This window comes from Aeromonas sp. 159 (assembly GCF_963862045.1).
Lineage (GTDB): Bacteria > Pseudomonadota > Gammaproteobacteria > Enterobacterales > Aeromonadaceae > Aeromonas > Aeromonas veronii.
The window spans coordinates 17,841-43,949 of record NZ_CAWLMI010000040.1 but is presented as its reverse complement, the minus strand read 5'-3'; the positions used below and the strand labels follow the sequence as shown (position 1 = coordinate 43,949).

General features: G+C 59.2%; 22 protein-coding genes, 1 tRNA gene and 1 pseudogene. 11 read left to right on the top strand and 13 right to left on the bottom strand.

Annotated features, from left to right (window positions below; all coding sequences use genetic code 11):
• Positions 1–39: 39 nt before the first annotated feature.
• The 4 genes from AACR14_RS08445 to fadR form a co-directional block, all read right to left on the bottom strand.
• Positions 40–924, bottom strand: a complete 885-nt coding sequence (locus AACR14_RS08445) for an AEC family transporter (protein WP_019445837.1) — start codon at positions 922–924, stop codon at positions 40–42.
• A 12-nt stretch (positions 925–936) separates the two neighbouring features.
• A complete protein-coding gene (locus AACR14_RS08440) occupies positions 937–1,494 on the bottom strand; it encodes a YaeQ family protein (RefSeq protein WP_019445836.1) in 558 nt (185 codons plus the stop codon).
• A gap of 188 nt (positions 1,495–1,682) precedes the next feature.
• A complete protein-coding gene (locus AACR14_RS08435; RefSeq protein ID WP_005345965.1) occupies positions 1,683–1,823 on the bottom strand; it encodes a TIGR02808 family protein in 141 nt (46 codons plus the stop codon).
• Positions 1,824–2,088: 265 nt separating this feature from the next.
• Positions 2,089–2,802, bottom strand: a complete 714-nt coding sequence (fadR, locus tag AACR14_RS08430) for a fatty acid metabolism transcriptional regulator FadR (RefSeq protein WP_026034983.1) — start codon at positions 2,800–2,802, stop codon at positions 2,089–2,091.
• A 333-nt stretch (positions 2,803–3,135) separates the two neighbouring features.
• On the opposite strand from fadR, the gene nhaB reads away from it, so the two are divergent.
• Together nhaB and dsbB are read left to right on the top strand one after the other, a co-directional pair.
• Positions 3,136–4,716, top strand: a complete 1,581-nt coding sequence (nhaB, locus tag AACR14_RS08425; protein WP_019445834.1) for a Na(+)/H(+) antiporter NhaB — start codon at positions 3,136–3,138, stop codon at positions 4,714–4,716.
• A 98-nt stretch (positions 4,717–4,814) separates the two neighbouring features.
• Positions 4,815–5,336, top strand: a complete 522-nt coding sequence (gene dsbB / locus AACR14_RS08420) for a disulfide bond formation protein DsbB (protein WP_019445833.1) — start codon at positions 4,815–4,817, stop codon at positions 5,334–5,336.
• Between the two features lie 78 nt (positions 5,337–5,414).
• Here dsbB and AACR14_RS08415 read toward each other — a convergent pair whose 3' ends face one another.
• The 3 genes from AACR14_RS08415 to uvrB all read right to left on the bottom strand — a co-directional run bounded on the left by AACR14_RS08415 (position 5,415) and on the right by uvrB (position 8,508).
• A complete protein-coding gene (locus AACR14_RS08415) occupies positions 5,415–6,062 on the bottom strand; it encodes a DedA family protein (RefSeq protein ID WP_019445832.1) in 648 nt (215 codons plus the stop codon).
• Positions 6,063–6,241: 179 nt separating this feature from the next.
• Positions 6,242–6,499 (bottom strand): YkvA family protein, encoded by a 258-nt coding sequence (locus AACR14_RS08410; protein WP_019445831.1) that lies wholly within the window; start codon positions 6,497–6,499, stop codon positions 6,242–6,244.
• On the bottom strand, positions 6,496–8,508 hold the full coding sequence (uvrB, locus tag AACR14_RS08405; RefSeq protein WP_019445830.1) for an excinuclease ABC subunit UvrB: 2,013 nt from the start codon (positions 8,506–8,508) through the stop codon (positions 6,496–6,498). Before uvrB ends, AACR14_RS08410 begins: the two co-directional genes overlap by 4 nt.
• Positions 8,509–8,641: 133 nt before the next feature.
• Between uvrB and AACR14_RS08400 the strand changes: the two genes are divergently transcribed.
• A tRNA-Asn gene (locus AACR14_RS08400) sits at positions 8,642–8,717 on the top strand.
• 471 nt (positions 8,718–9,188) lie between these two features.
• On the opposite strand, the gene AACR14_RS08395 is transcribed toward AACR14_RS08400, so the two are convergent.
• Positions 9,189–9,353 carry a hypothetical protein gene (locus AACR14_RS08395; RefSeq protein ID WP_156808798.1) on the bottom strand — a complete coding sequence of 55 codons (165 nt, stop codon included), beginning with the start codon at positions 9,351–9,353 and terminating at the stop codon, positions 9,189–9,191.
• Between the two features lie 137 nt (positions 9,354–9,490).
• Between AACR14_RS08395 and AACR14_RS08390 the strand changes: the two genes are divergently transcribed.
• A complete protein-coding gene (locus AACR14_RS08390; protein WP_019445829.1) occupies positions 9,491–11,176 on the top strand; it encodes an aspartate:alanine antiporter in 1,686 nt (561 codons plus the stop codon).
• Positions 11,177–11,482: 306 nt separating this feature from the next.
• On the opposite strand, the gene fabB is transcribed toward AACR14_RS08390, so the two are convergent.
• The gene (fabB, locus tag AACR14_RS08385; protein WP_005336905.1) at positions 11,483–12,694 is read right to left on the bottom strand and encodes a beta-ketoacyl-ACP synthase I; all 1,212 of its coding nucleotides are present in this window, start codon (positions 12,692–12,694) and stop codon (positions 11,483–11,485) included.
• Between the two features lie 90 nt (positions 12,695–12,784).
• On the opposite strand from fabB, the gene mnmC reads away from it, so the two are divergent.
• A complete protein-coding gene (mnmC, locus tag AACR14_RS08380) occupies positions 12,785–14,797 on the top strand; it encodes a bifunctional tRNA (5-methylaminomethyl-2-thiouridine)(34)-methyltransferase MnmD/FAD-dependent 5-carboxymethylaminomethyl-2-thiouridine(34) oxidoreductase MnmC (protein WP_192811951.1) in 2,013 nt (670 codons plus the stop codon).
• A 100-nt stretch (positions 14,798–14,897) separates the two neighbouring features.
• Here the strand turns inward: mnmC and AACR14_RS08375 are convergent, their stop codons facing one another.
• Together AACR14_RS08375 and AACR14_RS08370 are read right to left on the bottom strand one after the other, a co-directional pair.
• Positions 14,898–15,494 carry a DUF922 domain-containing protein gene (locus tag AACR14_RS08375; RefSeq protein WP_019445825.1) on the bottom strand — a complete coding sequence of 199 codons (597 nt, stop codon included), beginning with the start codon at positions 15,492–15,494 and terminating at the stop codon, positions 14,898–14,900.
• Between the two features lie 183 nt (positions 15,495–15,677).
• Positions 15,678–16,142, bottom strand: a complete 465-nt coding sequence (locus AACR14_RS08370) for a hypothetical protein (protein ID WP_026034981.1) — start codon at positions 16,140–16,142, stop codon at positions 15,678–15,680.
• A 195-nt stretch (positions 16,143–16,337) separates the two neighbouring features.
• Between AACR14_RS08370 and dcuC the strand changes: the two genes are divergently transcribed.
• The 5 genes from dcuC to AACR14_RS08345 all read left to right on the top strand — a co-directional run bounded on the left by dcuC (position 16,338) and on the right by AACR14_RS08345 (position 22,796).
• Complete coding sequence (dcuC, locus tag AACR14_RS08365; protein WP_019445823.1) at positions 16,338–17,690, top strand: anaerobic C4-dicarboxylate transporter DcuC; 1,353 nt, start codon at positions 16,338–16,340, stop codon at positions 17,688–17,690.
• A gap of 91 nt (positions 17,691–17,781) precedes the next feature.
• On the top strand, positions 17,782–19,428 hold the full coding sequence (locus AACR14_RS08360) for a bifunctional metallophosphatase/5'-nucleotidase (protein ID WP_019445822.1): 1,647 nt from the start codon (positions 17,782–17,784) through the stop codon (positions 19,426–19,428).
• 186 nt (positions 19,429–19,614) lie between these two features.
• The gene (locus tag AACR14_RS08355) at positions 19,615–21,258 is read left to right on the top strand and encodes a hypothetical protein (protein WP_019445821.1); all 1,644 of its coding nucleotides are present in this window, start codon (positions 19,615–19,617) and stop codon (positions 21,256–21,258) included.
• A gap of 144 nt (positions 21,259–21,402) precedes the next feature.
• Positions 21,403–21,906, top strand: coding sequence for a M48 family metallopeptidase (locus AACR14_RS08350; protein WP_005333421.1), 504 nt, complete (start codon positions 21,403–21,405; stop codon positions 21,904–21,906).
• A 26-nt stretch (positions 21,907–21,932) separates the two neighbouring features.
• The gene (locus tag AACR14_RS08345; RefSeq protein WP_019445820.1) at positions 21,933–22,796 is read left to right on the top strand and encodes a DUF2927 domain-containing protein; all 864 of its coding nucleotides are present in this window, start codon (positions 21,933–21,935) and stop codon (positions 22,794–22,796) included.
• A 177-nt stretch (positions 22,797–22,973) separates the two neighbouring features.
• On the opposite strand, the gene AACR14_RS08340 is transcribed toward AACR14_RS08345, so the two are convergent.
• Together AACR14_RS08340 and AACR14_RS08335 are read right to left on the bottom strand one after the other, a co-directional pair.
• Positions 22,974–23,225: a DinI family protein gene (locus AACR14_RS08340; RefSeq protein ID WP_005333426.1), complete on the bottom strand. Its 252-nt coding sequence runs from the start codon at positions 23,223–23,225 to the stop codon at positions 22,974–22,976.
• Between the two features lie 74 nt (positions 23,226–23,299).
• Positions 23,300–25,726, bottom strand: coding sequence for a DNA polymerase II (locus tag AACR14_RS08335; RefSeq protein WP_019445819.1), 2,427 nt, complete (start codon positions 25,724–25,726; stop codon positions 23,300–23,302).
• 166 nt (positions 25,727–25,892) lie between these two features.
• Between AACR14_RS08335 and AACR14_RS08330 the strand changes: the two are divergent.
• Positions 25,893–26,012, top strand: a pseudogene (locus AACR14_RS08330) (prolyl-tRNA synthetase associated domain-containing protein); the annotation flags it as partial.
• Positions 26,013–26,109 lie beyond the last annotated feature (97 nt).

The window sequence follows — 26,109 nt, the reverse complement described above, 5'->3', positions numbered from 1 at the left end:
AGACCAGTGAGTCGCACCGCCGCACCGATGCAATCTGACTTAGCCGGGCAGATGAAGTGCCAGCCAGACCGCCAGCGGGATCACCAGCACAGAGAGGGCATTGCCGCCTAGCACGATACTGGCCACCTTGTCCGGCTGGCAGTGATACTGCTCGCAGAGCATGTAATTCAACACAGCAGGGGGCAAGGAAACCGACAACATCAACAGCGGGATCCACTCCGTCTTGAGCGGCAACAGCCAGATCGCCAGCAGCAGCGACAATCCCCCCGCCAGCAGATAGAGCAGGTTGCACTTGAGCGCGAGGCCCAGGTGATCGAGTTCTCCCTCCATCAGGCGAATGCCCAGCGCAAAGAGCATCAGGGGCACCGAGATCTGGCCGAGCAGCGAGGCCGTGGTCACCACATATTCCGGCAGCGTAATGTGCAGGTTGGCCACCAGCAAACCGGCCAGCGCGGCCCACAACACAGGGCTGCGCAGCCACAGCCAGCGGGAGGTATTAGCCGAGAGAATAAACATGCCGACCGAGAAGTGCAGCAGATTGGAGAGCACAAAGAGGATCACGATGGCCCCCAGTTGCTGCTCGCCAAACGCCAGCACCATCAAGGGGATACCAAGATTGCCAGTATTTCGGAACATGGCGGGCAAGATCAGGGCTGCCCGCTCAATCCCTTTGAGTTTGAGCAGTGCGAGCAGCAGACCGGGTAACAGAATAACCAGCGCCCCCGCCGCAATCAGCGGCAGATGCTCCGCCAGCACCAACGGATTCTTGACCAGCGCGGAGAAGACCAGCGCCGGGGTAAACAGCTCGATATTGGCCCGATTGACGTAACCGAGCGCGGCCCCCGGTCGCAATCGCCCATAGAGGGCACCGAGCCCGACCACACCGAACACCGGAATGACGATATTGAGCAAGGCGCTGAACATGGGCGGCGTCCGTTACAGTTCGCGGACCGGTTTGCCCATCAGCACCACCGGATCCAGCGTCACTTCCAGTGCGCCGTTACTGACCCAGAGCTGACCATCGGAGATCGTGCAGGTGAGCTGCATGGTGCGCTCGACCATGGCGGTGAGCGGCAGAGTCTGGCTGTCGGAGAGTTCGATGATGCTGAGGTTGTCATGCTGGCTCAGCTTGCCCTGGTTCTGCTTCCACCAGACGCTGGTGCCACGACCGCCGTAGAGGTAGAGCACCACCTGACGAGCACGGTTACAGGCCTTTTTCAGCCGTTTTTCATCGGGTTGGCCCAGCTCGATCCAGAGCTCTATTTCGTCCGAGTAGTTCTTGCACCATAGCTCGGGTTCGTCATCGGCGCTCAATCCCTTGGTGAACTCCAGTCGCTCGGCAGCGTGCCAGGCAAAGGCCGCCAGCCGGATCATCATCCGCTCATCGGTTTCGGAGGGGTGGCGCGCCAGGGTGAGGGAGAAGTCCTGATACAGATTGCGATCCATATCAGACAAACTGATCTGGGCCTTGAATACGGTTGCCTTGAGAGCCATAGAAAACCTTGAACACCTGGATTAGAGAAGGGTGAGTGGGAAATACGGGCGCCAGTGTAATCAAAATCGGCGGCAGGTTCGACCATCCGGACCAAAGATTTCCCCTTCCCTGCCGGGATAAGTGCTTTAAAAGACACAAAAAACAAATGCCAGTCCGAAGACTGGCATTTGGCGGCATGAGAAGCGACTCACTTCTCGGCGGACTGTACCCCGAACGCGTTCAGCAGCATGCAACAGGTCACTGCCACCGCCACGAATCCGCTCAGAAAGATAAAGGGCATGGCCCCGTATCCCAGTACTGTCCAGATGGTGTGTTCAAGAAGACTCATTGTTGTGTCCTTCATCCGGTGAAAGGTGTGTTCCTTCTGGCGGATATTGGCTCCGCTCTTGATGCCTCCATTTGACCTCAATCAGCGGTTGGGTCCTATGCCACCAAAGTGATAAATGCAGGGTTCATTTGCGCTGGATCAAGCTTTTTGGCCAAATATCCATGCAGTTCAAGCAATTACCACTGCCAATCAAGGATAGACACAAACACGGCAGAATAAAAAAACGCGCCGGATGGCGCGTTTCTTGGACAGCACAGGCAAGGGATCAGTTGTCGCACAGATCGCTTGGCATGTCCTGACGCAGGCGGGTCCACAGCTTGCCGGACTCGATACCGTACTGACGCACCGTCATGAACACGGCTTCGTGGTTCTTGGTCTCCGCCAGATTGAGCAGGGTCTTGTAGTAGGCATCTGCGGTCTCGCGGGCCTGCTTGTCGGAGAAGTAATAGCTGCCAACCCGACTGTACAACCCTTTGAAACCGTTCAGGATCAGGGCGTAGATCGGATTACCGGAAGCAAACGCCAGCTGGTGGTGCAGGCGATAATCGAACTCGGCATAAGCCTGTGCGTTGTTCTCGACCCCATCGGCGCCACGCAGGATCTCGGCGGCCTGTTCCGGATTGTGACGGATCGCCCCGCGGATAAAGATGGTGCAGATATGGGTACGGGCTGAGAGCAACTGAGCTATCAGATCAGGAACCTTGTCCTGATCCAGACGGGCCAACGTCTCCAGAATATTGAGGCCGGAGGTTTCCCAGAAATTGTTCACCTTGGTCGGCTTGCCATGCTGGATGGTCAACCAGCCATCACGGGCCAGCCGCTGCAGCACTTCGCGCAAGGTAGTCCGCGTCACCCCGATCAACTCGGATAATTCACGCTCGGCGGGCAGAATAGATCCGGGAGGAAAGCGATTGTTCCAGATGGACTCGATGATGTATTCCTCGGCAAACCCAGCTGGGCTCTGCGCTTTTATAACCATGAATTGACTCTGTTGTAATGCGTAAAAAGGCTGACGAATGATATCAAAGCGATGATGGCTGGCAAGCATAAGGTCAGTCCTCTGCTCACATATGGCAAATATAGTGTCGGGAATATGTATCTAATCGCCACGAGGAAGCCGGCCAACCCCGACAAGGTGGTTATAAAACAGACAGATGGGCAGAGATCCATCGGCTATCATTTATAATCGTCACGCTTTTTGATTAAAATCACGAGGAATCAGACAGATAAAGGCCAACATCCGGAGGCACAGGTCGAATCATCCTTGACTGCATAGAAGCAGATCCTAACAACAAAGTTGAGACCCATTATCATGCCAATAAGCCTAGGGCAGGCATTCGCCAAGAACTTCTTGGGCAATGCGCCACAGTGGTACAAAAACGCCATTTTGCTATTTCTGGTGATCAATCCGATCGCCTTCCACCTTGATCCTTTCATTGCAGGCTGGTTACTGGTCGTTGAATTTATCTTCACCCTGGCCATGGCCCTCAAGTGCTACCCCCTGCAACCGGGCGGTCTGCTCGCGATCGAAGCCGTGTTGATCGGCATGACCTCCGCCGATCAGGTCAAGCACGAGCTGGTCGCCAATATCGAAGTGCTGCTGCTGCTGGTGTTCATGGTGGCAGGCATCTATTTCATGAAGCAGTTGCTACTCTATGTCTTCACCAAGCTGCTGATCGGCGTTCGCTCCAAGATCCTGCTCTCCCTCTCCTTCTGTCTGGTCTCCGCCTTCCTGTCGGCTTTTCTCGATGCACTGACGGTCATTGCCGTGGTAATCAGCGTTGCCACCGGTTTCTATGCCATCTATCACAAGGTCTCGTCCGGCAAGGAGTTTGGTCACAGCCATGACCATACCGATGATAAGGAAGTCGCCGAGCTCAATCGCCAGGATCTCGATGATTTTCGCGCCTTCCTGCGCAGTCTGATGATGCATGCCGCCATCGGTACCGCGCTGGGTGGTGTCTGCACTCTGGTGGGCGAGCCGCAAAACCTCATCATCGGCGAGCAAGCAAGCTGGAACTTCGCTGAATTTGCCATTCGTATGTCCCCTGTGACCGTCCCCGTCTTTATCTGCGGTCTGCTGACCTGCGTGCTGGTGGAGCAGTTCCGCTGGTTTGGCTATGGCGCCCGCCTGCCGGACACGGTGCGCGCCATCATGGAGGAGTACAACCGCTACGAAGAGGCAAAACGCAGCCCGCAAGACAAGGCCAAGCTGATCGTTCAGGCATTGATTGCGGTCTGGCTAATCGTCGGTCTGGCCATGCACCTGGCTGCCGTTGGTCTGATTGGCCTCTCGGTCATCGTGCTGGCCACCTCCCTGACCGGGATCACCGAGGAGCACTCGCTGGGTAAAGCCTTCCAGGAGGCACTCCCCTTCACCGCCCTGCTGGCGGTCTTCTTCAGCGTGGTCGCCGTCATCATCGATCAGCAGCTGTTCAAGCCGGTGATCCAACTGGTACTGGCAGCCAAACCGGAGAACCAGCTGGCCCTCTTCTATCTGGCCAACGGGGTGCTCTCCATGGTCAGTGACAACGTCTTTGTCGGCACCGTCTACATCAATGAGGTGAAGACGGCCATGCTCAATGGTGCCATCGACCGCGCCCAGTTCGATCTGCTGGCGGTAGCCATCAATACAGGTACCAACCTGCCATCGGTAGCCACCCCCAATGGTCAGGCCGCTTTCCTGTTTATGCTCACTTCGGCATTGGCGCCGCTGCTGCGTCTCTCCTATGGCCGCATGGTCTGGATGGCGCTGCCCTACACATTGGTGCTGGGACTGATCGGCTTTTTCTCTGTCGAATTGCTGCTTGGTCCTGCCACCGAGTGGTTCTATCAGCACGGATGGCTGGTGATGGAGAGTGCGCTGCCAGCGGTACAGCCGGCGCTGCATTAATCCATTGAGATGGTTTCCGAGGGCCCTTTCAGGGCCCTTTTCTTTTCGGTTCCGCTCTGCTCTAATTCAGCCACTGTTTTTTCTGAGAGATCAATTAGATGATCGAGTTTCTCCGCCGTATTGCCGCCCATCGGCTGGCTTGGGGCCTGTTGGCAGCATCAGCCCTGTTCCTCGAGTTGTGCGCCCTCTTCTTCCAGCATGTGCTGGGCCTCTCCCCGTGCGTGATGTGTGTTTACGAACGGTTGGCGACCCTGGGTGTGCTGGCCGCTGGTCTGCTCGGCATGGTGGCGCCGGATAAGTGGTATGTTCGCTGGAGTGCCATGTTGCTGTGGGGCTACAGTGCCTTCCGCGGCTTCCAGCTGGCCCTCAAGCATGTGGACTATCAGGTCAATCCCTCCCCGTTCAACGTCTGCAGCCCGTTTGCCGATTTCCCGAGCTGGGCTCCGCTCGATCAGTGGCTCCCCTGGATCTTTATGCCGGAAGGGGATTGTGCCCAGATCACCTGGCAGTTCTTCGGTTACTCCATGCCCCAGTGGCTGGTCGTCATCTTCGCCGCTTACCTGTTGGTCTTCACCATAGTGGCCATCGGCAATCTGGTGAAAGGGCGCTGCTGCAACTGAGTGTCATGCCCGCGTGGAGATAAAAAGGGGGAGCCATAATGGCCCCCCCTTTCTCGTACTGATTGACCGTATTTCTGGTTACGCCTTGGCCGTGCTCATCTTGGCCTTGACCGCGCCAATTACCATGGGCAACAGGGAGATACCAATGATGCCGAAGATCAGCAGGGTAAAGTTATGACGCACCACCGGCAGATTGCCAAAGAAGTGGCCGGCATAGACGAAGGAGAGTACCCACAGCAGGCCGCCAACCAGGTTGAACGCCAGGAAACGCGGATAGGTCATGGCCCCCATCCCTGCCACGAACGGCGCAAAGGTACGCACGATGGGCAGGAAGCGGGTGATGATGATGGTCTTGCCGCCATGCTTGGCGTAGAAAGCATGGGTCTTCTCCAGATAATCCCGGCGGAAGATCTTGGAGTCCGGGTTGCGGAACAGCTGCTCGCCGAAGAAGTGACCAATGGTGTAGTTGACCACGTTGCCCAGCACGGCAGCGATGATCAGCACGACCGCCAGGGTATGGACGTCCAGCACACTGCCCACGGTAAGCGCACCGGCGGCAAACAGCAGGGAGTCACCCGGCAGGAACGGCGTCACTACCAAGCCGGTTTCACAGAAGATGATCAGAAACAGGATGGCGTAAACCCAGACGCCATAGTTCTCGAACAGCTCTTTCAAATGCACATCAACGTGCAGGATAAAGTCGATTGCAAAGAGGATCAGATCCATTTTTTCCATACCCATAAAGTGAACGGCGTGGAGTCTACGCCAATGCCATCCGGGCGACAATCACCGGGCCTGCCTCTTTTTCATCCCGCAGCGCCCACCTTCAAATGAAACCGTTTTTCCGCTTCCTTCGAGGGTGGGAGCACAAAGAGAGATACCGAGCGTGGTGTTGAAAAGGTGAACTAGGAGGCCTGTTCCAGCTCGCTGCGCACTGCAGGGGGAAGACAACGCTCCCAACCCCATAGCAACACCAGCAGCAGGGTCACATCATCGAACCATCCCAGCACGGGCACCACGTCGGGGATAAGATCCACCGGACTGATGCCATAGAGCAGGATAAGGATCACCAGGCCCCTCGCCCACCAGGGGGTACCGGGATGGCGAAACCCCTGATAGAGACGACGAAGTCGTTGCCAAATCAGCCAGCGTTTACGGCTCATGATTCGATCAACTCGCTGCGCAACCGCTGGATCTGATCCCGCAGTGCCGCCGCCTGTTCGAACTCCAGATCCCGGGCATGTTGGAACATCTGCTCCTCCATCCGTTTGATCTCTTTGGCAATCTCGCTGGCAGAGCGGACATGGTATTCCCCTTGCGGCTCGGCTGCCTTGCGCATCCCCTTGCCTGGTTTGCCTGCCGTGCGGCTGCCCCCCATGTCCATCACATCGCCAATGGACTTGTTGAGCCCCTTGGGGGTGATCCCATGCTTGAGGTTATGGGCATGCTGCAAGGCGCGGCGCCGCTCGGTCTCCTCAATGGCTACCTTCATCGAGTTGGTGATGGTATCGCCGTAGAGAATGACCTTGCCGTTGAGGTTACGCGCCGCCCGGCCGATGGTCTGGATCAGCGAGCGGGTCGAACGCAGGAAGCCCTCTTTATCCGCATCCAGAATCGCCACCAGCGACACCTCCGGCATGTCGAGACCTTCCCGCAGCAGGTTGATGCCCACCAGCACATCGAACTTGCCAAGGCGCAGATCGCGGATGATCTCCACCCGTTCGACCGTATCAATATCGGAGTGGAGATAGCGCACCTTGACGTCGTGCTCCGCCAGATACTCGGTCAAGTCTTCCGCCATCCGCTTGGTCAGGGTAGTAACCAGCACCCGCTCCTCGACGGCGACCCGCTTGCGGATCTCGGAGAGCAGATCGTCCACCTGCGTGGTCACAGGACGCACCTCGATCTCCGGATCGAGCAGGCCGGTTGGGCGCACCACCTGCTGCACCACATCGCCGCCGGACTTCTCCAGCTCGTAGGGGCCGGGAGTCGCCGAGACAAACACAGTCTGCGGCATCAGCGCTTCAAATTCGTCGAACTTGAGCGGCCGGTTGTCCAGCGCAGAGGGGAGCCGGAAGCCGTACTCCACCAGAGTCTCCTTGCGGGAGCGGTCCCCTTTGAACATGGCGCCGATCTGCGGCACCGTGACGTGGGACTCGTCGATGATGAGCAGACCGTCCCCCGGCAGGTAGTCAAACAGGGTCGGCGGCGGCTCCCCCGGCGCACGGCCGGAGAGGTAGCGGCTGTAGTTCTCGATACCGGAGCAGTAACCCAGCTCCTGCATCATCTCCATGTCGAACTGGGTACGCTGGCTGATGCGCTGCTCTTCAACCAGCTTGTTGAGGGACAACAGCTGCTCGCGGCGACTGCGCAGCTCCTCCTTGATATGCTCGATAGCCCCCAGAATGGTCTCCCGCGGGGTTGCGTAGTGGGTCTTGGGGTAGATGGTATAGCGCACCACCGTCTGCTCGATGGCGCCGGTCAGCGGGTCGAACTGGGAGAGGCGCTCCACCTCTTCATCAAACAGCTCTACCCGCAGGGCCAGCTTGTCCGATTCGGCGGGGTAGATGTCGATCACTTCACCGCGCACCCGGAAGGTGCCGCGTTGAAACGCCATGTCGTTGCGGGTGTACTGCAGCTCGGCGAGGCGACGCAGGATATCCCGCTGGTTGATCACATCCCCCACTTTCAAGTGCAACATCATGCTCAGATAAGCCTGGGGATCCCCCAAACCATAGATGGCCGACACCGAAGCAACGATCACCACGTCGCGCCGCTCCAGCAGCGCCTTGGTGGCCGACAATCGCATCTGCTCGATGTGATCGTTGATCGAGGCATCCTTCTCTATAAAGGTGTCGGTGGTCGGCACATAGGCTTCGGGCTGGTAATAGTCGTAGTAGGAGACGAAATACTCCACCGCGTTGTCGGGGAAGAACTCCTTCATCTCACCATAGAGCTGGGCGGCCAGGGTCTTGTTGGGAGCCAGGATCATGGTCGGGCGGTTCAGGGTGGCGATGACGTTGGCCATGGTGAAGGTCTTGCCCGAACCGGTCACCCCTAGCAGGGTCTGATGGGCCAGCCCCGACTCGATGCCATCCAGCAGTTGGGCAATCGCCGTGGGCTGATCCCCGGCGGGTTGAAACTGGCTGGCTAACTTGAACAATTTGCTCATGAACACTCCCGACACAAAACAGCAGAGGAGCAGTGTAACCGAGGGTTTGGCAGCGGTACACCCGTGCCATCATACCGCGAATGGCTTGACCACCTCGGACACCTTCTGTATGATGCTCCTCCTTGCCTGATGTTCCCCCGTAGTTCAGTCGGTAGAACGGCGGACTGTTAATCCGTATGTCACTGGTTCAAGTCCAGTCGGGGGAGCCAATTCCTCACCATCTCGGTGCAAGTTATCCACTTTAGTGCCCTCTCCTGCCAATTTTAATGCACAAGATCCTTCTTGCTGCTGACGATCCCTTTTGTTACCCGTTCCTGCTCGACAGAGTTTTCTCCTGTCGCATCTAACTATTTGATTTTTATACAAACATTTTTCTTCCGGTATTTTTTGAACAGCCCTTGCATCCCAGTGCTGGCGCGGCTTTCAGGGCGATGAACAAGTTTCATAAACAGGGTTATCCACAGATTCTGTGGGTAAGTGCAGCAAGCCCTGTCAGGACGCGGGATTGCCCTTGATGGCCCCCGGCGAAGAGTCATTTTGCTGGCCAACCTGATTTTATGCTGTTTTTTTGCTCCCTCCGGAACCACCTAGTGACAGGCTCTATTGGCACTTTTCAGAAGCATCTTTTTGCCAACCCATGCCCCATGGGCGAATGGGCAAATATCAAGCTGATTTGCCCCTCAGCCAACCATGGCGGCCATAGGTTGAATCTGCTGAAACTGATCCCCGCCAAGCGGCTGAACAGCAGAATCTAAAATATCGGCCTGCGCCAGAGTACTTCGGTCGCGGGCAGCAGATTTCACTAATTGACAACGACGGTTACAGCAAAAATTGCCAGATTTCATCCGCTTGTCTCCCTATCACGCCGCCGGTTCCACAAATAGCGTCCGATAACGTCCGATTAATCGCTCCCTTGCGCTTCTTTATTGGGGATAGATCCGGCACAATATCGGCCCCACTTTTTTCCTCGGTTTTTCCGGGCATGACCATAGACTTTGTGACACTGCTACATCAAAGCGACTCCCTGCTGCTGTTCGTGGTATTGGCCTTCGGGCTGCTGCTTGGCAAGGTACGGATTGGCAACTTTCAGATTGGCAACACCATAGGTGTGCTGTTTACCGCCCTGCTGTTTGGCCAGATGGGCTTCGAGTTCACCGCCACGACCGAGAACGTCGGCTTTATGCTGTTCATCTTCTGTGTGGGGATTGAGGCGGGCCCTCACTTCTTCAGCGTCTTCCTGCGCGATGGCATTCACTACATCACTCTCACCCTGGTGATCTTGCTGACCGCCCTGCTGCTGACGGTGGGGCTGGCCAAGTTCTTCAATCTGGGGCCGGGCATGGCGGCGGGGATCCTGGCGGGTTCCCTCACCTCGACTCCGGCGCTAGTGGGTGCCCAGGATGCCTTGCGCAGCGGTCTGCTCAACCTGCCCCATCAGACCGATATGCAGGCGGTGCTCGACAACATGGGCATCGGCTACGCCCTGACCTATCTGGTGGGTCTGGTGGGCCTGATGCTGGTAGTGCGCTATCTCCCCTCGCTGGCACGCCTCGACCTCAATACCGAGGCACAAAAAATCGCCCGTGAGCGGGGTCTCTCCGACAGCGAAAGTCGCAAGACCTATCTGCCCATCATCCGCGCCTATCGGGTTGGCCCCGAGCTGGCAGCATGGATAGGTGGTCGTACCCTACGAGAGACCGGTATCTACCCCCACACCGGTTGCTATGTAGAGCGGATCCGCCGCAACGGCATTCTGGCCAGTCCCGATGGTGATGCCGTTATTCAGGAAGGGGACGAGATCGCCCTGGTGGGCTATCCCGAAAGCCACGAGAAGCTGGACGTCAACTACCGCAACGGTAAAGAGGTGTTCGACCGCAACCTGCTTGACCTGCAGATCGTCACCGAAGAGATAGTGGTAAAGAATGACTCCGTGGTAGGCCGCCATCTGGTGGAGCTCAACCTCACCGAGAAAGGGTGCTTCCTCAACCGGGTGGTACGCTCCCAGATCGAGATGCCGTTCGATCGCAACATCATGCTGCAAAAGGGTGACGTGTTGCAGATCAGCGGCGAGAAGCAGCGGGTCAAACTGCTGGCCAACAAGATCGGCTTTATCAGCATCCACAGCCAGACCACGGATCTGGTGGCCTTCACCACCTTCTTCGTACTCGGCCTGCTGATCGGCTCCGTTTCGCTGGTGTTCGGTCAGATCGAATTCGGTCTCGGCAACGCCGTCGGCCTGCTGCTGGCAGGCATTCTGATGGGTTACCTGCGGGCCAACCACCCGACGGTCGGCTATGTGCCGCCCGGCGCGCTCAGATTGGCCAAGGATCTCGGTCTTGCGGTCTTTATGGTGAGTACGGGTCTGAAAGCCGGTGGCGGCATCCTCGACCACCTCAGCGAGGTGGGTACGGTAGTGCTCTTCTCCGGCATGCTGGTGACCACCTTGCCGGTGCTGGTCGGCTACCTGTTCGGGGTCTGGGTGCTCAAGATGAACCCGGCGCTGCTGCTCGGTGCCATCACAGGTGCCCGTACCTGTGCCCCAGCGATGGATGTGGTCAACGAGGCAGCCAACAGCTCCATTCCGGCGCTCGGCTACGCAGGTACCTATGCGGTAGCCAACGTGATGCTAACCCTGGCGGGCTCCTTTATCATCGGCTTCTGGTTCTAGCCAACAGCCATCACATTACCGCTAACAAAGAAGGGAGCCTCAGGCTCCCTTCTTGCTATCTGCCTTTCTCCCAAGTGCGGAGCAGGCTCATTGGTGTGGCGCCCCCCATCTGCGCTGAAATCTGCCACCAACCCACTCCCCCTATTCCACAATGGTCGATGCTCTGCTCTGCTCTGCTCTGCTCTGCTCTGCTCTGCTCTGCTCTGCTCTGCTCTGCTCTGCTCTGCTCTGCTCAGCAATGAGTGATGGCAGATCCCGAAGACAAAAAAAGCGCCCTGAGGCGCTTTTTTCATATCAACCGGATGATCAAGCTTTGAACTTGCTGAACACCAGGGAGGCGTTGGTACCGCCAAAGCCGAAGCTGTTGGACATGACTGTATTGAGCTCGGCCGCTTCGTACTCGCGCACGATGGGCAGGCCTTCGGCTTTCTCGTCCAGGGTCTCGATGTTGATGCTGGGGGCGATAAAGCCGTGTTCCATCATCAGCAGGGAGTAGACAGCCTCGTGCACGCCCGCAGCGCCCAGCGCATGGCCGGTCATCGCCTTGGTGGCAGAGATCTTGGGACCGTTGGCGCCAAACAGCGTCTGGATAGCTTCCAGCTCTTTGGTATCCCCCACCGGAGTGGAGGTGCCGTGGGTGTTGATGTAGTCAACCTTGCCCACACCCTGCATCGCCATCTTCATGCAACGCACCGCGCCTTCACCGCTCGGTGCAACCATGTCGTAACCATCGGAGGTAGCACCGTAACCGGTCAGCTCGGCATAGATGTGAGCGCCACGGGCCAGCGCATGTTCCAGTTCTTCGATCACCAGAATGCCGCCGCCACCGGAGATAACGAAACCGTCGCGGTTCGCATCATAGGTACGGGACGCTTTTTCTGGCGTGTCGTTGTACTTGGTGGAGAGGGCGCCCATGGCGTCAAACTGGATGGTAGAGGACCAGTCCAGCTCTTCACCGCCACCTGCGAAGACCACATCCTGTTTGCCAAGCTGGATCAGCTCAAGCGCGTGACCGATGCAGTGCGCAGAGGTGGCGCAAGCTGAGCTGATGGAGTAGTTGACACCCTTGATCTGGAACGGGGTCGCGAGACAAGCAGAGGTGGTGGAAGACATGGTGCGCGGCACCATGTAAGGGCCCACACGCTTGACCCCTTTCTCACGGGCGATGTCCACAGATTCCGAGGTGTTCTTGCCGGAGGCACCACCTGAACCGACCACCAAGCCGGTACGCTCGTTGGAGACCTGATCTTCCGCCAGACCAGCATCTTCAATGGCCTGCTGCATGGAGAGGTAGGCGTAGGCCGCAGCGTCGCCCATGAAACGCATGACTTTACGGTCGATCAGTTCAGACGGATCGAGTTTGATGTTACCCCAGACACGGCTGCGCAGGTTGTGCTGCTCGAACTGCTCGGAATAGGTGATGCCGGATTTACCTGCTTTCAGGGAGGCCAGCACTTCTTCCTTGTTGTTGCCGATACTGGAGATGACGCCGATACCGGTGATCACTGCTCTTCTCATTAATTCATCTCGTCTGGAAAAACTGGCGCCAAGTCTACCCGCTTTCGGCTGCCAAACTGGTCTGCTTTCACGTAGAATGCCCGCGATTTTGTGACGCGAGCCGAGGAAAACGTGAGTCAAACATCCTTACATCATGCCCGATTGGACTGGAATGAAGCGGGAACTCCTGTCTCCAGTGACTTCGGGGATGTGTACTTTTCCAATGATAACGGTCTAAGTGAAACCCGCTACGTCTTTTTGCAGCAAAACCGGCTACCTGCGCGATTTTCGCACCACGATAGTGACAGTTTCGTGATAGGTGAAACAGGTTTCGGCACAGGCCTTAACTTTCTGGCGACAATGCAAGCCTTCCTGGAACAGGCGCCCCAATCCGGTAACGGCTCCCGTCTGCACTTCATCAGTTTCGAGAAATACCCCCTGACCCAAGACGATCTGCGCAAGGCGCTGGCCGCCTGGCCTGAACTTGGCCACTTGAGTCAGGATCTTGTCGCCCAATGGCCGCTGCCGGTCTCCGGTTGCCACCGCCTGCATTTTGCGGGCGGCCGCATTCGCCTCGATCTCTGGTTTGGCGATATCAAGGATATGCTGCCGCAGGTGCCTCACCGGGCAGAGGGGCTGGTGGATGCCTGGTATCTGGATGGTTTCTCCCCGGCCAAGAACCCGGAGATGTGGACACAGGAGCTGTTTGATTGTCTCGCTCGCCTCGCCCGTCCCGATTGCTCCATCGCCACCTTTACCTGTGCCGGCTTTGTCCGTCGCGGCCTGATTGCCGCCGGTTTTGCCATGAAGAAGGTGAAGGGCCACGGTAGCAAGCGGGAGATGCTGGTGGGGGATCGCACCGACAAGCAGCCGCAGCAGACCATCGCCCCCTGGTATGCCCGTCCTGCCGGACGCGCTGGCGAGGTGGTGATCATCGGCGGCGGCATCGCCTCGGCCATGACGGCGCTCTCTCTGGTAGATCGGGGTCGCAAGGTGACGTTGCTGTGTGCAGATGGCGAACCGGCCACCGGCGCCTCAGGCAACCGCCAGGGAGCCCTCTATCCGCTGCTCAACGGCGAGCACGACGCCCTGTCACGCTTCTATTCGCTCGCCTTTGGCTATGCCCGCCAACGGCTGCTGGCGTTGGCCGAACGCCATCCTATCGCTTTCGAATTATGCGGAGTGACCCAGCTTGGTTATGACGACAAATCGGCAGCCAAGCTGGCCAAGATGAGTCAGGGCCCCTTCCCGTCCGAACTGATGCAACCCCTATCGACAGCGGAAGTAGAACAAGTAGTCGGCCTGCCCTGCGGCCACAGCGGCGTCAGTTACCCGCTGGGTGGCTGGCTCTGCCCGGCCGATCTCACCCGAGCAGCCATCAAGGAGGCGCAAGCCCGTGGTCTGCTGCAGGTGGAGTACCACACCCAAGTAAGCGCCATTGCCGAGCAGGCCGATGGCTGGCAAGTAGAGAGCCAGGATGACCGCCACTGGCAGGCCCCCAATCTGGTGGTCGCCGCCGGTCACCAGTTGCCAGCACTGCTCCCCTTTGCCGAGCTGCCGCTCTATCCGGTGCGCGGTCAGGTGAGCCATGTGCCGACCACGGCCAGCTTGAGTCAACTCAACACAGTGCTCTGCTACGATGGCTACCTCACGCCGATGCACAACGATCAACATTGTATTGGTGCCAGTTATGGCCGCAACCAGAGCAGCCTTGAGTTTCGTGCCGAGGAGCAAATCCAGAATCAGGTGCGGTTGCAAGCCTGCCTGCCGGAGCAAACCTGGCCCGCCGAGGTGGATGTGAGCGGCAACGAGGCGCGCGTTGGGGTGCGTTGCGCCAGTCGGGATCACCTGCCGGTGGTGGGGCCAGTGGCCAGATTGCAAGGTCTGGCGGATCACTATGCGCAGTTGCAGCATGATCAGCACAACGCCCAGCCACTCCCCCTTCACCCCGGCCTCTATGTGCTGGGGGCGCTCGGCTCTCGGGGTCTCTGCTCGGCGCCGCTCTGTGGTGAGCTGCTCGCCAGCGAGATCTGCGGCGATCCCCTGCCGCTGGCCGCCGATCTGCTGGAAGCGCTCCACCCTGCCCGTTACTGGGTACGCAAGCTGCTCAAGGCAAAGCGCTAGTCTGAACCGGACTCTGCAAACAAATAGAATGGCCGCCCATCGGGCGGCCATTCTATTTATCAAATCGTGCGATGCTGGATATTGCGTCTTGAGATAGCGCTCACTTGGGCCAGTGCACCCCAAGCTGTTCGCCGTAACCTGTCTGACGCTGGAATCCGTCGAGCCGTCCCTTAATCTTGTTCAGCTCGCCACTACCTGCTGCCCACGCGGCATAGCGCAGTGCCTGGCAATCTGCATGGCTCGGTAACGCCGCAATCGCACCGCCCACCTGATTGGCCCCTTGCAGCACCATCTCCTTGAAGCGGGATTCGTAGTCAAACATGCTGGAGAGCAGCCGCCCCCAGCGCTGGCGGGCAGGATCGTTACTGTTCGCGCTCTGACGCCAGCGGGGCAGCAACACAGTGGCGTTGGTGGTCACCGTCACCCGGTTGAGCTGGCAGCGACCCGGCAACTGCTCGGTATCCAGCTGCCAGTCCACCTGATAACTCGCCTTGCCGAGCACGGGCTTGCCATTCACCTTGGGAGCACTCTGGGCAATCGCCCGGGCAAGCTGCTCCGGACCGGTTGCATTGACCTCATAAAAACGGACATTGATGCGGGACTCTGGCACCACTTGCGGCCGGCTCGGCTGAGCCTGACTCATCAGGGGCAACAGCAACAACCCGACCCCCACTACTCCATAAACCTTGCTGACCATGCCAGACGACCTTCCTTGATTGCACGGGCGGAGTACCAACCTTGGTGAACCCCACCGCCACACAGATGACGGGTATAGCCTATGTGTGACGACGAGGCGGCGCAATACAATGATGCGCCCAGAAATCAGAGCACGCTCACAGGTTGCGTGAGCAGAGTATGGCACAAGGCCAAAACTGTATTTTTATTGAGCATGACGGCTGATGCGCTGCCAGTCGAGGTGATAGTTTTTCACATTGATGTCATGACCATCTATCTGAATAAAATGATCATTTTTAAGGCGGTTGGCAAAAAAGTCCTGATCTGCCCCCTCATTGAGCCACAGCTCGCAAAGTCCCCGTTTTCCCTCTTTGGCATAGAATCTCGGAGTGACCAGCAGCGCGACCCCATCTACCCGGATGGCATGACGGACCAGACAGTTTGCTTCGGTGGTTTTGGATGCCAGCGCGGCAAAACGGGGTCTGTTCCCCTCGGCAACCACCAGTACGCCGTAAGAGTGAGGAGCCATGAGACGCCGCATGGCGACCGCCTGATGAGGACCGGTTTGATGAAAACCGTCATTGGTTACTGCAAACACGCAAGTAGGTGAAAATAGCATCGCAAGCAGGAAAAGAGAGCGTTTAATGCCTGAAAAATCACCAACAACCATATAAAAGCCTCAAAAGACAACCAAGGCTGGCAAGGGTAGGTAGCCAAACCCGCTGGGTAAAGTACCTTTACCTTTCTTTAATTCTGTTGATGGGGTTAAACGTTGATTTAGCTCACACAACATCCTGTTTCCAGTCGCCACTCTACCCCTATCGGAATAGACTCCCTCCACTCTCATCCAATCAGAAGGCAACATATGCTGGAACTCATCTTTGGCACCCTGGTCACCCTGGTGGTGGGCCGTGCCATTTTCAAAGGATACTCCGCGACCGGGGTGCTGCTGAGCGGCGGCTTGCTGCTACTGGTCATCACCGCCATGATGGGCAAGCCGGTACTGCCGAGCAAGGTGGTCAGCACCGGCTATATCGCAACCGATATCTTCGAATACGTCCGCTTCCTGCTCAATGACCGTGGCGGTGGACTGGGGATGCTGATCATGGTGCTGTGCGGCTTTGCCGGCTACATGAGCCATATCGGTGCCAACACCATTCTGGTAAAGCTGGCCAGCAAACCGCTCGGCATCATCAAGTCCCCCTATATCCTGCTGGTTGCCGCCTATCTGGTGGCCTGCGCCATGTCGCTGGCGGTGAGCTCCGCTACCGGCCTCGGCGTGCTGCTGATGGCCACCCTGTTCCCGCTGATGGTCAACATGGGGATCTCCCGTGGCGCGGCTGCGGCCGTGTGCGCCTCGCCAGCCGCGATCATTCTGGCACCCACCTCCGGTGACGTGGTGATGGCTGCTCAGGCCGCCAACATGCCGCTGCTGGACTTTGCCTTCAAGCTGACCCTGCCCATCTCGCTGGTGGCGATCGCCTGCATGGCGGTGACCCACTTCTTCTGGCAGCGCTACCTTGACCAAAAATCCGGTGAGCACAACGAGCCGGTCGCCCCGGGTGATCTGGTGACGACTGCGCCAGCCTTCTACGCCATCCTGCCCTTTACCCCCATCATCGGGGTGCTGGTATTTGACGGCAAATGGGGCCCGCAGCTGGATATCGTCACCATCATCGTCATGTGCATGGTGCTGGCCAGCCTGCTGGAACTCGTGCGGATCCGCAATGGCAAGGAGCTGCTGGACGGTCTGCAGGTCTGCTGGCGCAACATGGCTGACGCCTTTGCCGGTGTGGTCATGCTGCTGGTTGGTGCCGGTGTCTTCGCCCAGGGTCTGATGACCATCGGCTTTATCGACACCCTGCTGGCTCACGCGCAGGATCTCGGTTCGGGTGGCCTGATCATGATGCTGTCACTGGTGGTGATCACCACCCTGGCCGCCTTCACCACCGGCTCGGGCAATGCCCCCTTCTACGCCTTTGTGGAGCTGATTCCCAACCTGGCCAGCAGCCTTGGCATCAACCCGGCCTATCTGGTGATCCCGATGCTGCAAGCCTCCAACCTGGGTCGCACCATTTCTCCGGTATCCGGGGTGGTGGTCGCCTGTGCCGGGATGGGCAAGCTCTCGCCTTTCGAGGTGGTCAAGCGCACCAGTATGCCGGTCGCCGTCGGCCTGCTGGTGGTGATTGTCGCCACCCAGATCATGGTACCCGCCTGATCGTTGACCAGCCCGGCACCCTGCCGGGCTGGTATCTTCCCCCCCCTTTGCAGTAGACTCGGTGCTCATTTTCTCCCTAAGGAGGACCGAGATGAGTATTACGGTTCAACTTGCCCATTTCAGTGATTGCCACTCCCACTTCGATGGCGCGCCCATGAGCTTCTCCCCTGTCGGTGAAGGCCAGTGGCGCACCCAGTGCGGCGGTTATGCCCGGATCCTGACCCGACTGACCCAACTGCGTGCCAAAGCCGCAGCAGCTGGCCAGCGTTTTCTGTTTCTGCATGGTGGCGACTCCTTTCAGGGCTCTCTCTATTTCAACCGCTTCAAAGGGCGCGCCAACGCCGACCTGCTCGCCATGCTGGCCCCCGATGCCATGGTACTTGGCAACCACGAGTTCGATCTGGGCAATGGCCCGCTGGTGGAGTTCTTGCGCCAGCTCGATTTTCCGGTGCTGGCCGCCAATCTGGACAACAGTCAGGAGCCAGCCGACACGCCGCTTGGGCTGTGGGATATTCCCCACCTCTACGACGCCCATCAGCCCTGGCATCGTCAGGTGATCGACGGGGTTCCCTTTGCGCTGCTCGGCATCACCCTCGCCCAGATGGCTGCCATCGCCAACCCGGATCCCCACACCCGTTTCCACGCGGTCGCCGACACCCTCACCAGGGTGTTGCAGGAGATCAGGCGCGAAGGGATCCACCATATCGTGCTGCTGAGCCACCTCGGGCTGGATCAGGACAAGCTGCTGGCCGAGCGCTTCCCCGAGCTCAGTCTCATCATTGGTGGCCACACCCACAGCCTGCTCGGCGATCTCGCGCCGCTGGGTCTGCCAAGCGAAGGCAGCTATCCGCTGATGAACAACGGGGTGGCTATCCTGCACGCTGGCCACAGCGCCCTCTGTCTCGGTGTCTGCGAGCTCACCTTCGATGAGGCGGGCCGCGTCGTGCAAGGTCAGGGTCAGCTGGAGTGGCTCCCCTGGCAGCCCTGGCCATTTGCCTCCACCCCACCCGCTGGGCTCACCTTCTGCGAGCCGGATCCACAACTGGAACAACATCTGGCCAAACGCTACCGGCCGGAGATTGAAACCATGAGCCAGCGCATCGTCACCCGGCTGGCGGCGCCGTTGCCCCATCAGCGGCTGCCGGATGCCACCCTGCCCCACGGCAGCCAGCTCGCCCCGCTGGTGGCCCGTGCCATGCTGACCGCCGCCCGTGAACAGGTAGGCGAGGTGGACTTTGCCCTGCACAATGCTGGCGGCGTGCGCTGCTCGCTGGAGCCGGGCCCCCTGAGCGAAGCGGATATCGCCGGTCGCCTGCTGCCGTTTGCCATTCCCCTCACCCTCTATCGGGTACACGGTCACGAGTTGGCGGAGGCGCTGGAGAATGCCATCGACAACGCCACCAACAACGGCGTGGTCGGCAATGGCAATGGCAGCTTCCCCTACACCGCAGGGGTGCGATTCACCTATCAGGCCGATCGGCCCAAGGGCCAGCGCATCACCCGACTGGAGTGGGAAGCCGCCCCCGGCCAGTGGCAAGCGGTCAATGCCGAACAGGTCTATCGCGGGGTGTCGAGCGCCTATACCGCCTCCGGCAAGGAAGGTTACACCGCACTGGCGCGGACCCTGACCCAGCACAATCAGGAGCTCGGTATCACCCTGGCCGACGCCTTTATCCGCTGGGCCCGTCACCTGCCGACACTGGAAGCGCAACCCCCCCTGCTTGAGTACTTCAGTTGATATCGGGGGAATGGCTTTGCCACATCCCCTGACGGCCAAAATTGCCGCAGCCAGCGCCCGGTTCCCTGCAAGAACCGGGCTTTTTCGAGAATATTTGCCCCACACGGGCCCGCCCCATTGCATCGCACTCACTAGCTCGGCAAGATAGGCCCGCTTTCAAGACCAGCTGCAGGAACAGGCGACTTCATGAATCACTCCATCCGTTTCACTCCCCCTCGCGTCAACCCGGGTATCAAGCCAGCCATCGTGCTGCTGACCGCCCTGCTGGCGCTGCTCTTCTGTCTGCGCAATCCGCTCTTCCACGCCATGGCGCCGGGGTTTGATGCCTCGCTGTTCGCGGTGATGGGCAAGATGTGGAGCGAAGGTGGCGTGCTCTATCGCGACATGATCGACATCAAGGGGCCGATGATCTTCGCTCTCGACGCGCTGGGCTATCGAATGGGGGGATTTGTCGGGATCTGGGCGCTGGAGTGGGTGCTCTGCTGGCTCGGACTGCTGGCCAGCTGGCAGGCCTTTGCCCAACTTGGCCTCTCGTTCAAGGCGCGCCTTGGCGCCATGCTGGCGGTGCTGGCTCTCTACGGCACCCGTTACTACTACGGCAACATGACTGAGGACTGGACCTTCCACCTCGCCCTCATCGCCCAGTGGGCCTTCATTACCCTGCTGCTGGACAAGGGATTTCGCTGGTGGCCGGCGCTGGTTGCGGCCCTCACCTTCGCCATCGTCGCCTGGATGCGCACCAACAACGGCGCCTTCTGGGGGGCCTGGTATCTGGTGCTGTTCTGCCACTGGTGTCTGCACGAGAAGTGGCGTGATGCCATCTTGCTGCTCATCTCCAGCCTGCTGGGTCTGGCGCTGATTGGCGGCCCGCTTTACGCCTACTTCCAGCAGCATGAACTGCTGGCGGCCTTCAAATACTACGCATTCGACATCTTCTTCGAGGGGAGCTACGGCAATGGCTTCTCCCCCATGGTGGGCGCCGTCGGCCTGCTGCGTACAGGCCTTGTGATGTTGCTGCCCGCCTTCATCATTCTGATGCAGAGCCGCCGTCAGGAGTGGTATCTGCCAGCCCTGCTGGCGACCCTGTTTGGGGTGCTGTTTACCCTGATCGCCAACTCGGTCTCCGGCCATGTGTTCGATCACTACGACGTACTCTATCTGCAACTGGCAGTGCTGCCGCTGGCGGTATTGCTGGATCGCAGCGAACAGCAGGCTGATGCGATCGGCCTGCTCTGCATCTCGCTGGTGGTGCTCACCGCCAGCTGGCTGCTGGCCCAGCAACTCGCCTTTGGCTGGAGCACCAAGGAGTGGTCCCTCGAGCGGGTCAACGAGGTGCTCGGCACCAGCCTGCTGTGGGCGCTGCCGGTGCTGATCCTCATCCCCCTCTGGCGCGCCTGGGATGTACGCAGTGCCACCCCCTGGCTGGCGACGCTGGCCATGCTGCTGCTGATGATCAACAACGCCTGGGAAGGGACCCTCAAGGGTCGCCCCTTCAATCCGGCGGCGCAGGTACGGGTCGATCGCATCAAGGCCGAGACCAGCCCGAGCGACAAGATCTGGGTCGATGGCATCCAGCCGCAATATTATCTCTGGACCGATCGCCAGCCAGCGTCCGCCTACCTCTTCTTTGCCAACGTCAATCCGCCCTATGACGTGCGCGAGCGGGTGCTGGCCGATATCCAGCGCCAGACTCCGAAGTTCATCATCGCCAAGCCGGATCGGGTGAGCGAGGAGCTGAAAAAACCGAGCTCCCCTTCCCATCTCGCCTTCTATCAATACCTGACCAGCCACTACGAAGAGGTGGATCCGGGTCTCTATCGCCGACGCTGATCGTCAATACGCCCCGCAGGGCGGCCATTGTTGCAATGGCCGCCCTTTTTCTTGCGCCAAAGCCCCTTGCAGCGACGGCCCGCAGTAGGCAAGCCCGCCCGAGATAACTACAATGACGCTCTTTTTGATGTAACGAGTGACACCATGGCGGAACTGACTTATCTGGGCGGCTATCCAGACCCCCTCAAGGCACAGGTACAGCAGCTGATTGCAGCAGGCAAGCTGGGGGAAATGCTGGCCAAACGCTATCCGGAGAGCCACCAGATCCAGAGCGACAAGGCGCTGCTCGCCTACACCATGGAGCTGAAGAACCGCTACCTCAAGAGCTCGGCGCCCCTGTCAAAGGTGGTGTTCGATGGCAAGATCAACGTGATCAAGGATGCCCTCGGTCTGCACACCTACGTCAGCCGGGTGCAGGGCAGCAAGCTCAAGGCCAAGAACGAGATCCGCATCGCCGCCCTGTTCAAGGAGGCGCCGCCCCCGTTCCTGAAAATGATCGTGGTGCACGAGCTGGCCCATATCAAAGAGAAGGATCACAACAAGAGTTTCTACCAGCTCTGCCAGCATATGGAGCCGGACTATCATCAACTGGAGTTTGATCTCAGGCTCTGGCTCACCTGGCGCGATATCGACAAGGCCAACCGCTAGGCTGACAACCGTTTCAGGGAGGAAACATGTCATTTGCCGCCATCCCCTTTGGTGCCACCCGCTTTATTGCCACTTTGGTAATGGCCAACTTGGGCCGCGCTGACTATCCCCGCGTCACGTCACGCGGGCTGCTGGCCCTGCTGATTCTGCTCGCGGGCCACAGCGCGCGTGCCGATGAGCGCTGGCAGAGCGACAGCTATCTCACCGAGAGCTTTATGGCCATCGCCATGGAGCGGGAGTATGGCGAAGCCAGGCAGACCCGTTTTGCCCGCTGGCAGCAGCCGATCCGGCTGCAACTTATCAACGAGTCGGGTGACAAGCCGCTGCAGGCCGACGTGGTGAAGGTACAGGCGGTCCATCTGGCCCGCATCACCGGCCACCCCATCAGCATGGTGGCCGCAAAGCCCAACCTCACCCTGATCATGACCGACTACAGCAAGATGAAGAGCTGGGCCAACCGCACCATGGGGGGGGATCCATCGGTCAAGATGGCACTCAAGGAGGGGCTCTGCCTTGCCAACTTCGCAACCAATGCGAAACACGAGATCAGCCGTGCCACCATCATCATTCCGGTAGATTACAGCCGGGCCAAGGGGCGCTTTCTCGACTGCGTGGTGGAGGAGTTCACCCAGGTGATGGGGCTGCCCAACGACTCGGACAAGGTTTTTCCCTCCATCTTCAATGACAACAGCATCGACAGCTTTTTGACCGGGCTGGACTATGTGCTGCTCAAGATGGCCTATCACCCGGCCCTCAAAACCGGAATGAGCAGTGACGAGATCCGCGCCGCACTGCCTATAGCACTGGCCGATCTGCGCGCTAAAGGGGAGATCCGCGAAGCCAATCGCCGGGTGCAACAGCAGAGCCTGAAAAGCTGGGCGGGGTTGTAACGGGCCTGGCTTAACCCAGAGCCAGACAAACCACCGCGAACCTCTCACCACCCACAAAAAACGCAGCCACTTGGCTGCGTTTTTTGTTGTCCGGGGCTCTGCGAATCGTTAGCGGGCATGCCCGTTTTTCAGCTACCCATTTATCCACCGCCCAGAATTATCCACTGACCATGGGGATCAGGAGGCGACGTTCTCTTCCGGCATCCAGCTCTCGGCGTTCTCCCACACCTCCTGCACCATGGCTTCGGCCAGCTCTTTGTCTTCCTTGCTGGCACGGCTGACGGTCAGGGCCATGGCGCTGCCCGGCGCGACCCGCACATGGATGTCGGGGAATTTTTCGCCAAGCTGCTTGAGCAGCTCCTGACGCAGCGCCTCCATGGTCGAGGTCGGGATCTGATGTTTTCTGTCGATGATGATTTCAAGACGCATAGGAAACTTCTCCATGATTTATAACTGTATTTTTATCCAGTATTCATGGGAAGTAAAGTGCCAACTTGCACCAATCAGAAAAGATCCAGCTGCTGACCACAGATCCGGTCGAACGACTCGCCGATAAAGGGCAGGATGGCGTCGGCAATGGGCCGCAACTGCTTGTCGATATAGTGTTCGTAATCGATGGCACTGCGCCGGTATTCCAGCGGTTCTGGGCCATTGAGGGTCATCAGATAGGCAATAGAGCCCCGATGCTGATAGCGCTGGGGCAGACCGCGGCGCAGGTTCTCCTCATCGGCCAGCCGCGCTGCCCGCACATGGGGCGGCACATTCTTCTGATACTCCTCGAGCTTCTGGCGCAGCCGTTTGCGATAGATAAGCAGATCGTCGTGACGACCGGCACGAGTCTCATCCACCATGGTGCGCACATAGCCGCTGGGATCTTCATCGTGAAACACCAGCTCATAGAGGCGGGTCTGGAACTGCTTGGCCAGCATGGTCCAGTCGGTGCGCACCGATTCGAGCCCCTTGAACACCAGCTGTTCACACCCCTCGCTGGCCTTGCCAACCAGCCCCGCATAGCGCTTCTTGCTGCCCTTCTCCAGCCCGCGGATGGTGGGCATCAGAAAGCGGCGATAGTGGGTCTCGTACTGGATCTCGAGATAACTCGGCAGGTCGAACTCGCGCCTGATCAGTGCAGCCCAGTTATCGTTGATCATTTGAGCCAGTCGCTGGCCGATCTCGTCCGCCTCATCGGGGCTGGTCTCGCGCCCCAGATGAACAAAGGTGGAGTCGGTGTCGCCATAGATCACCTCGAACCCCTTCGTCTCAATCCACTCGCGGGTCTGCTGCATGATGCTGTGGCCACGCAGGGTGATGGATGAGGCTAGGCGCGGATCATAGAAACGGCAGCCCCCCGACCCCAGCACGCCGTAGAAGGAGTTCATGATGATCTTGATGGCCTGGGAGAGCGCCTTGTTGCTGGCGGCCTTGGCCCGATCCCGCGCCGCCCACAAGGTAGCGATGAGATCCGGCAAGAAGTGCCGCTCGCGGGAGAACATGGCGCCGCGAAAGCCCGGAATGGCGTGCTCGGGATGCTGCAGCCCTTCGATGAGCCCCATGGGGTCGATGCAGAAGGTGCGGATGATGCTGGGGTAGAGGCTCTTGAAATCGAGCACCAGCACGTGGCGATAGAGACCGGGTTTGGAGTCCATCACATAACCGCCGGGGCTTGCGAGCCCCCCGTCGGCCGGCAGATTGGGGGCCACGTAGCCGCCACGATGGAGCCGCGGCAGATAGAGATTGGTAAAGGCCGCCACCGAGCCCCCCACCCTGTCCAGCTCAAGGCCGGTGAGGGAGGCGCGTTCAATGGCAAAAGAGATGAGGTGGCAGTAGTCGAAGATCTCCCACACCAGCTTGCAATCTTCCAGGTTGTAGCGGGCCAGCGCCTCCTTGTCGGAGTGGAACAGCTCGGTGATCTTCTCCCCCCGATTGGCCACATCCTCGATATCCTTGCCACGGCCAAGCAGTTCGCTCGCCACCGCATCCAGGCTGTAGCTGGCAAACTGCCAGGTGGCGCTTTTCAGGGTATCGATGCCATCGAGCACCATGCGCCCAGGGATAATGACGTTGCCGGTTTGGGGATCGCCCCGTGACGAGCGCCAGAAGCAGAGCTCGCGCCCCCGCCCAAGCCGCAGTCGCCGCTTGTTAAGTTCGGCGCGGCGCAGCAGCAGACGAAAGTCAAAATTAACCACGTTCCAGCCAATCACCAAGTCGGGGTCATGCAGACTGAACCAGCTCTCCAGCGCACTCAGCAGGGTGCTCTCGTCCTCTACCCACTGGACCTGGGTGCCCCAGCTCTCGGCATCCGCCTCCGGGGTGCCGATCATGATGACCCGCGCATCTTGCTCGCTGTAAAGACCGACCGAGAAGAGGGCCCCGTCCATGGCGCACTCCACATCCAGCGACACCCAGGAGAGGGTTGGCGTCACCGCCTGCGGCGCGCAGCGCGCCTCGTTCACCTCCCAGTAGCCCTGCTTGCCCCCCTTTTTTACCGCCCGGCCATCGAAGCGCACGCCAGCGGTGATGAAACGCTCCATCAGAAACCGCTCCGGCAGCCGGATATCCGCCTCGAAGTGCTCCAGTCCGCGAATGAGCAACAGCTCGATGGCGCGGTGAAAGGCGCTCAGGGTGGCGAAATAGCAGCCCACCACAGGGCGACCGTCGAAGGTGTGCATCGGCAGGCGGCGAAACCGCCCGCTCACCCCGGCCCCTTTAAACAGCTCGGCGGCTTCTGCCATATGGCTCTGCGGCAGGAAGAACACCGGCTCCTGCCCCGGCACCACCACCCGTACCGGCCCCTGCGCGCTCCAGAGCCACATCACGATTTCGGTGGTTGCAGGCAGCCCGTTGCGACCGCGCACGTCCCGACCATGGCGGGTCAGGATAAAACCGTCGAGGGGCGGAGTGGCGGATACGGTGGGCTGGGTTGCAGTCATGAAGCGTAAAGGGGCTGTCCGAGAATGGGACTATTGTACGTTCATACAGTGCCTGCTCGCAATCGTCACGCTGGCTGCGAGGCGGGAGTCAAACTGGTAAGCTCGATCCGGACGTTATTCCCGCCCATCCCGTTCTGACCACTCTTCGCCGACGAAAGGAGTCTTTGTGGCAATCTATTCCCTGCTGGATCAGCTGGCTATCCCCTACCAGTGCTTTGACCATCCTCCGGTGTTTACCTGTGAGGAGGCGAGCAGGCTGCTACCCGACCAGCCCGCTGCCAGCACAACCACCGTTCACGCAACACAATTGACTGACAAGACAATAAAATGCCCCCTTGCGCTCTGATAAATCGAGTCAGCAGTCACCATCGTGCAAGAAGTCG

Bases quoted from the DNA above. Each gene is read 5' to 3' on its own strand.
- AACR14_RS08445 (WP_019445837.1), bottom strand. From the start codon at position 924: ATGTTCAGCGCCTTGCTCAATATCGTCATTCCGGTGTTCGGTGTGGTC.
- AACR14_RS08440 (WP_019445836.1), bottom strand. From the start codon at position 1,494: ATGGCTCTCAAGGCAACCGTATTCAAGGCCCAGATCAGTTTGTCTGAT.
- AACR14_RS08435 (WP_005345965.1), bottom strand. From the start codon at position 1,823: ATGAGTCTTCTTGAACACACCATCTGGACAGTACTGGGATACGGGGCC.
- fadR (WP_026034983.1), bottom strand. From the start codon at position 2,802: ATGGTTATAAAAGCGCAGAGCCCAGCTGGGTTTGCCGAGGAATACATC.
- nhaB (WP_019445834.1), top strand. From the start codon at position 3,136: ATGCCAATAAGCCTAGGGCAGGCATTCGCCAAGAACTTCTTGGGCAAT.
- dsbB (WP_019445833.1), top strand. From the start codon at position 4,815: ATGATCGAGTTTCTCCGCCGTATTGCCGCCCATCGGCTGGCTTGGGGC.
- AACR14_RS08415 (WP_019445832.1), bottom strand. From the start codon at position 6,062: ATGGATCTGATCCTCTTTGCAATCGACTTTATCCTGCACGTTGATGTG.
- AACR14_RS08410 (WP_019445831.1), bottom strand. From the start codon at position 6,499: ATGAGCCGTAAACGCTGGCTGATTTGGCAACGACTTCGTCGTCTCTAT.
- uvrB (WP_019445830.1), bottom strand. From the start codon at position 8,508: ATGAGCAAATTGTTCAAGTTAGCCAGCCAGTTTCAACCCGCCGGGGAT.
- AACR14_RS08395 (WP_156808798.1), bottom strand. From the start codon at position 9,353: ATGAAATCTGGCAATTTTTGCTGTAACCGTCGTTGTCAATTAGTGAAA.
- AACR14_RS08390 (WP_019445829.1), top strand. From the start codon at position 9,491: ATGACCATAGACTTTGTGACACTGCTACATCAAAGCGACTCCCTGCTG.
- fabB (WP_005336905.1), bottom strand. From the start codon at position 12,694: ATGAGAAGAGCAGTGATCACCGGTATCGGCGTCATCTCCAGTATCGGC.
- AACR14_RS08375 (WP_019445825.1), bottom strand. From the start codon at position 15,494: ATGGTCAGCAAGGTTTATGGAGTAGTGGGGGTCGGGTTGTTGCTGTTG.
- AACR14_RS08370 (WP_026034981.1), bottom strand. From the start codon at position 16,142: ATGGTTGTTGGTGATTTTTCAGGCATTAAACGCTCTCTTTTCCTGCTT.
- dcuC (WP_019445823.1), top strand. From the start codon at position 16,338: ATGCTGGAACTCATCTTTGGCACCCTGGTCACCCTGGTGGTGGGCCGT.
- AACR14_RS08360 (WP_019445822.1), top strand. From the start codon at position 17,782: ATGAGTATTACGGTTCAACTTGCCCATTTCAGTGATTGCCACTCCCAC.
- AACR14_RS08355 (WP_019445821.1), top strand. From the start codon at position 19,615: ATGAATCACTCCATCCGTTTCACTCCCCCTCGCGTCAACCCGGGTATC.
- AACR14_RS08350 (WP_005333421.1), top strand. From the start codon at position 21,403: ATGGCGGAACTGACTTATCTGGGCGGCTATCCAGACCCCCTCAAGGCA.
- AACR14_RS08345 (WP_019445820.1), top strand. From the start codon at position 21,933: ATGTCATTTGCCGCCATCCCCTTTGGTGCCACCCGCTTTATTGCCACT.
- AACR14_RS08340 (WP_005333426.1), bottom strand. From the start codon at position 23,225: ATGCGTCTTGAAATCATCATCGACAGAAAACATCAGATCCCGACCTCG.
- AACR14_RS08335 (WP_019445819.1), bottom strand. From the start codon at position 25,726: ATGACTGCAACCCAGCCCACCGTATCCGCCACTCCGCCCCTCGACGGT.